The organism is Edaphobacter sp., assembly GCF_035532915.1.
In the GTDB taxonomy this organism is placed as follows: domain Bacteria; phylum Acidobacteriota; class Terriglobia; order Terriglobales; family Acidobacteriaceae; genus Edaphobacter.
Window position 1 is genome coordinate 1 of record NZ_DATKQC010000401.1, and the last position, 5,718, is coordinate 5,718.

Annotated in this window: 3 protein-coding genes and 3 pseudogenes; 2 read left to right on the forward strand and 4 right to left on the reverse strand. The window is 59.0% G+C overall.

Annotated features, from left to right (window positions below):
• Nucleotides 1-158 precede the first annotated feature (158 nt).
• Both VMU57_RS23180 and VMU57_RS18970 read left to right on the forward strand, forming a co-directional pair.
• Nucleotides 159-332, forward strand: a pseudogene (locus VMU57_RS23180) (hypothetical protein); the annotation flags it as partial.
• A 61-nt stretch (nucleotides 333-393) separates the two neighbouring features.
• Nucleotides 394-768, forward strand: a pseudogene (locus VMU57_RS18970) (transposase); the annotation flags it as partial.
• 104 nt (nucleotides 769-872) lie between these two features.
• Here the strand turns inward: VMU57_RS18970 and VMU57_RS18975 are convergent.
• From VMU57_RS18975 to VMU57_RS18985, 4 genes and pseudogenes are all read right to left on the reverse strand, one after another.
• A complete protein-coding gene (locus VMU57_RS18975) occupies nucleotides 873-2,654 on the reverse strand; it encodes a CRTAC1 family protein (RefSeq protein WP_325386300.1) in 1,782 nt (593 codons plus the stop codon).
• On the reverse strand, nucleotides 2,654-4,843 hold the full coding sequence (locus VMU57_RS18980) for a tetratricopeptide repeat protein (RefSeq protein ID WP_325386302.1): 2,190 nt from the start codon (nucleotides 4,841-4,843) through the stop codon (nucleotides 2,654-2,656). The genes VMU57_RS18975 and VMU57_RS18980 overlap by 1 nt, the downstream gene beginning before the upstream one ends.
• A gap of 138 nt (nucleotides 4,844-4,981) precedes the next feature.
• Nucleotides 4,982-5,275, reverse strand: a pseudogene (locus tag VMU57_RS23185) (hypothetical protein); the annotation flags it as partial.
• Between the two features lie 138 nt (nucleotides 5,276-5,413).
• Nucleotides 5,414-5,718 (reverse strand): ASPIC/UnbV domain-containing protein (locus tag VMU57_RS18985; protein WP_325386304.1); only part of this gene is annotated, 305 nt, incomplete at its 5' end.

Below are 5,718 nucleotides of genomic sequence, written 5' to 3' on the forward strand. Positions count from 1 at the left end.
GTAATCCTGCTGGTAGCGTATAAAAAGCTTTCTGTGCAGTGTCGATTAAGTGTATCCGTCAGAGCAATACACCTGTTTTTGTGCAGTGAGTCTGTGATGGACTGTGGGCATGGGCGATGTAACGGTGGGATTGGTGCAGCGGCGGCGACGGAGCCCGTGTGGAAGCGGAGCAGTTGGTTCGCGAGTATGAGTCAAGCGGCTTAATCCGGGAGGCATTCTGGGCTGGCCACGGATTAACGGTGGCGGCGTTGGACATGTACCGGCGGCGGCACTGCCGCGCGAGGGAGAGCGGTGAAGGACGACTGGTGCCGGTGGAGGTGTTGAGCCGCATATCTACTGCGACAAGCGGCGGCAGTGCACTGTGGGTGGAATTGCCGAACGGGCGACGGATCGGAACAATGGCTGCTGATCGAGTGGCCGGCAGGAGAGAAGGAACCCACCAAATACTGGCTGTCGAATCTGTCCGCGTCGATCCCTCTGCGCAAACTGGTTGCCATCCCCAAACTGCGCTGGCGCATCGAGCGCGACTACGAAGAACTGAAGCAGGAACTTGGCCTGGGACATTTCGAAGGCCGGAACTGGCGCGGGTTTCATCATCATGCAACCTTATCCATCGCAGCCTACGGCTTCCTGGTCCTGGAGCGGTGCCCTTTCCCCCCCTCAGTCAACTCGCAGCCAATCGGAGCAGCCATCATCCAAGTTCAAATACCCCCAATGCAATCCGCCTACACGCCCCGCGGCGCTACCCTTAAAAACAGAACGGCATAATCATCAATCCATCGCCACACTGCGACGCCAGATTGCAACCCACCTCTCCCGCGCACGGCCCAGATGCCCATCTTGCCTACGCGGCTATTTATAACACAGTAGTACTAAGGGGCGTAAGTTTTGAACGGGTGGTGCTCAACAACGCCTTTGCCTTCGCGGACCACAATCCATTGATTGGCGTCCACACCTTGGATGGTCTCCACATTGCTCAGCGGGCCGTCAGGCCAACGGATCGTCAGATCCGCCTTTGTGGCGCGCCCCATGCCGAAGTGCACGCGGAAGTCTCCCTGCGAAATATGGTATCCCCCGCTGCGAACTTCATCAATCTGTTTGCGTCCGCCGGCAGTCAATGTCAATCGCGCACCGATCGCATCCCGGCCAGAGGCCGTGACGGCGCGGACCAGGAGTGCATTACCCCTGGGCCCGAAGTTCTTCAGCAAGGACGGAGGCTCGAAAAGATTGACGACGACAATCTCCTCGGAGCCGTCATTGTCGAGGTCGCCCACCGCGATTCCGCGCGACGAATGTTTTGCTGTAATGCCCGGTCCACCTGTGGACGACATATCGAAGAACTGCCCGTCGCCTCGATTCCAGAACAACTGCCGGGGCTGCTTGAACTCTCCAAGGTTGTACTTCTCAACGAACGGGTAAACGTGGCCGTCCGCGATGAACAGGTCTTTCCATCCGTCATTGTCGAAGTCCAGAAAGGCGGTCCCCCATTTCACATACTGGGTGTGCACCGCAAGACCGGCCGCGCTTGTGACGTCCTCGAAGTTGCCATCCCCGAGATTTCGATAAAGCGTATTCGTGTCGTCCGCGAAATTGGTCTTGAAGATGTCCAGTTTTCCGTCGCCGTCGTAGTCGGCCGCCGTGGCGCCCATGCCCGCCTGCTCGCTACCGTCCTCATTCACTGCGAGTCCGCTGGTGAGACCTGTCTCTTCAAATGTCCCATCGTGTTTGTTGTGAAAGTACAAACTCGGTGTCGAGTCGCAGGTAATATAGATATCGGGCCATCCGTCGTTATCGAAATCGCCCGTCAGGACTGTGAAGCCGTAATACTGACGCGGGGTCTCAATGCCGGCCTGTTTGGTGACATCGACGAAGTGCCCGTGACCGTCATTGTGATAGAGCGTCATCGTCTCACCCTTGAGGCCACGAGGGCCGCATGGGACAGGCATGCCCTTCCATTTGCAGCCGCTCTTGTCGCGCGGCGGCGGCGAATCCTGAGCTTTGAAGTCGACATAGTTGGCCACCACGAGATCGAGATAGCCATCGCGATCGTAATCGATAAACGCGCATCCTGTACTCCAGCGTGATTCCGGTCGGTAGAGGACCCGCTCCTTTGTCTCGTCGCGGAATGTACCGTCTCCCATGTTGTGCAGGAAAACGTTATGCCCCCACTGGGTGACAAAAAGAGACACGCGGCCTTCGTTGTCGGGATCGCCGGCGCACACTCCCTGCGACCAGCCAAGGTGGCCGATCCCAGCTTTGGCGGTCACATCCTCAAAGTGAAGCCCGCCGAGATTGTGATAAAGATGCGGCGTCAGAGGAGGACCCGTATTGTGCAGCCGGTCGCCCTGCAGAAGAAAGATGTCCGGAAGGCCGTCGTTGTCGTAATCGAATATAGCGACGCCGGTGCCGGTGTTTTCGACGATGTACGTCTGATCTATATCTCCCGAAATCACCTTAGCGGTGAGTCCCGCCTGCGCCGCGACATCGCGGAAATCCACAACCGGCACCTTCATGCCCGGCGGAAGAGGACGCATGGGCTGATCGGTCGCGTTCCTCGAAGCCATCTGGGAAAGCAACTTCGGTCCGGTAGCCAGCAGCGCGCACATTACTGCGAGCGTGGTGACAAGCGCAACAAGCCTCCTGGTCGCCAGCACTAATACGCCTTTCCTGCGGCCGATTCGGAGTGCTGGTTTCTCGCCTGCGCAATCTGCTTGAGTGCCCGCTGGATCTCGGGATCTGCAGGCTTGAGCGCATTCGCGACCAGTAGTTCCTTCTCACCGTTGTTGAGGTCGCCGGTCTGGCAGTTAATCAGGCCCAGTTTCTTGTGAAGGTCGGCTTTCGCCGCGCATTCACCGCACTCCGCGATCGCTTCCTTCAACTTTCGGGTTGCTTCGGGCCACTCGTGAGCAGACGCCGCCACGACACCGTTGTTCGCCAGTGTGCCGGCGCGGTCCAGAATCTGCCGCTCCTTCTGTATCGCGGTGTAGCGTGCCATGAACTGCTCGGACTCGGCGCGATAGGTGGATCGCAATGCGCGCGCCAAGCCGAACAGTGCCTGACTGAATTTCGGATCGATTGCAATCGCCTTGCGCCAGGCATCGATCGCTTTCGCGGTCTCGGACTGCTGCTCGAGGTATTGTCCAAGCAGATACCAGGCCATCACGTTGCGCGGCTGCAGCTTGACCGTCTCTTCGAGCAGACTGGTAGCTTCGGGTAAATTGCCCTCCTGTTTGTTGATCAGCGCGAGGAAATATCGCGGCTCCGCCATCTGATGAACCAATCGGGCAGCCGCTTCGAAATCGGGCTGTGCTTCGGTGCTGCGACCCAAGTCGAACAGCACTCGACCCCGATTAAAATGCGCGACGCCGGACTGCGGAGCAAGGCGGACCGCCTCGCTGTCCTCCACCAGCGCCCCGGGCAGGTCGTAACTGTCGGCAAGCGCAAGCGCCAGGTCCAGATGGGCGGCAGCCAGATCGGGCACCAACTCCACTACCTTCCGAAGAAGCGCGATCCCTTCGCTCATCATGCCCATTTGGGCCTCCGCTTTTCCGACCGTCGACAACGTAGCGGGATCCTGCGGCGCCAGCGCGACGGCTTTGTCCAGTTCCTGCTCGGCGTCATATGTCCTGCCTTGCTGGGCGAGAATCAGCCCGAGGTTCAGATGACCTTCCTTATATTTCGGATCGTCCTCAAGGGCCTGACGAAGAAGCTTCTCGGCCGAAGCGAGGTCGCCCTGCTTGGCGTGTACCATCGCCAGATTCCCGCGCGCATCTACGAGTTGTGGATCTAAGTCAAGTGCGGATTCCAGCCATTTCTGCGCGGCTGGAATGTCGCCTGCAGCCAACTTGAGTTGCCCCAATTCTGCCCGCACTTTGGCCAGCTTCGGGTCGATGCTTACCGCCTTCCGGAGGGCGTCCTCCGCGCCCTTTGGATCGTGCATGGCTTTCAGCGCCACTGCCAGGTTGTAAGCCGTCCAGGCACTTTCCGGGTTCTGTTCGATCATCCGGCGATAAATCTCCGCCGCTTCCTCCGGTTTGCCCGCTTGCAGCAAATCGTTCGCCTTGATCCCCTCGGACGACAGTTGGCTGTTCCGGAACTCATTGCCGGTAACTTTCCGGAATTGTTCCACAATCCGGTCTGCCTCCTCCTTTTGGCCAAGCGCACGCAGAACAGCCGCCAGTTGGAATTGAGCCGACTTGTCCTCCGGCTTTAGCGCAACTGCTTCCCGCAGCTGGGGTAGCGCCTGTTGCGGCTTCCCTTGCCGTACCAATACGAACCCAAGTTGATATCGCGCCTCAAAATCATCAGGTGCCTTAGCGGCACCAAGCTCAAGTTCCGGCTTTGCCTTCGCGTAATCGCCCAACCCTCTGTACACCATACCGAGCAAGACGTGGCCCGACACATCGTTCGGTTTCTGACGCACGTAATCCTTGGCCGGCGCAAGCGCTTCCGTGTATGCGGTTACGTTCAAGAGCGCCTTCACTTGCGCGACCAATGCGACCGTATCGTGTGGATTCCGGCGCGTTACCTCCCGGTATTCATCTGCAGCCTCTCGAAAGCGCCGCTCGTTCGCATAGATGTTGCCAAGGGTAAAGTGTGCATCCGTCATGTCGGGATGGCTTTTGAGCAGTTCCGCGAAAAGCTGAATAGCATCCGCAACTTCGGCGCCATCCGCAGCCGGCAGTCCGGCGGCCTGCCTTCCCTTTGCAGTCTTATATGTATCCGTCGCCAGAGCGATCTGTAAACCCACGTCATCCGGCTGAATCCGAAGTGCCTGCCGCCAATATGCCAGGGCGGCTTCGTATCGTCCTCCGTTCATCAGGATCTGCGCCAGCCCATCCAATGCGCAGATCAAATTCGGATTCAGTTCAAGCGCCTTGCGAAATTCGGCTTCAGCCTCGACCGGGTCCGAAAGCGCCGAGCCCAGCGCACAATGCGCCTGCAGCAACCCGGGATCGTACTGCATGGCCAGCCGGAATTCGTTGATTGCGCTTGCAGGTTGCTTCTGACGCTGCCGGATGAGCCCTAGGTCGAAATGCGCCTCCGCCGACCGCGGTTCCAGGCTCAAGGCCTGTTCGAACGCCGCGACTGAACATTTCAGATCGCTCTTTTCGGCGAACCAGGCACCCTCAGCGTCATAGACTCTCGCGGGCGGCGTGCCAGGTGGCACTTTCGCGGCCGACGCTGGCAGTTTGCAGGCGTCCGGCAGTTGCGCCGAGGACCTTCCTCCAACAAGTAGCAGGAGTACACAATAGCAGACGAGCGACCGATTCATGATGGATCCGCCCTCAAGATAACCCAACCGCGTACGACCACGTTATCGCTGACCCCCTCCGCCTGCTTCTGTCACTTCCATCACGCGGTCGGCGGCCATGTCGTGGTGCAGCTGGCGCGTACCCGATGGCCAACGGCTCTAGATTTCACGAATCACTCGCGAGCCGCCCAGACCGAAGTGAACGCGGGGGTCGCTTGAAGCGGAATAGCCCGTACTGGTCGTCGCCTCATTGTAAAGCCTCCGGCCGTCGTCAGTAGTTACCCGAATCTGTGCGCCAATGCCCATCCGGTTGCTTTTTGTTCCAACAAGCTTCAGCAAGATCAAGTGATTGCGCGTTTCGGTGACATTCCGGAGCACGCGGGCCGGGCCACCAAGAGATGTCACGACGAGATCCATTCGGCCGTCATTGTCCAAGTCTCCATACGCGAGCCCGCAGTGCGGCT